At 42.5% G+C, this 318-nt stretch carries 1 protein-coding gene; it reads left to right on the forward strand.

The genetic code is table 11. The annotated features are described in order from the left end of the window. Positions 1–318 (forward strand): immunoglobulin domain-containing protein (locus DK188_RS21760; RefSeq protein WP_449353841.1); only part of this gene is annotated, 318 nt, incomplete at both ends.

A 318-nucleotide genomic window follows, 5' to 3' on the forward strand; every position in this document is an offset into this window, starting at 1 on the left:
TGAGCAAGGGCTATGAAGTTGGAACGGCACCGGAGTCACCAGAAGCTCCTATCTCCCTTGGTAATAAAACAGTATGTGCATTAGATGTTATTCAGACACTTACTGCGGAAGCTACTGTAGGAAAGGATGAAACCTTATTCTGGTATTCATCTCAAGAAGCTTTAACCCCGATACAGGGATTACCTACATTAAGTCAAATTGGAACTATAACCTATTGGGCAGAGGCAGTTTCTGCTCAAGGATGTGCTAGTCAACGTACTCCAGTTACTTTGACTATTAATAATTGCTCCATCGACTTGCAGAAGGTGGGTACATACA

This window comes from Algoriphagus litoralis (assembly GCF_003259255.1).
Taxonomy (GTDB): domain Bacteria; phylum Bacteroidota; class Bacteroidia; order Cytophagales; family Cyclobacteriaceae; genus Algoriphagus; species Algoriphagus litoralis.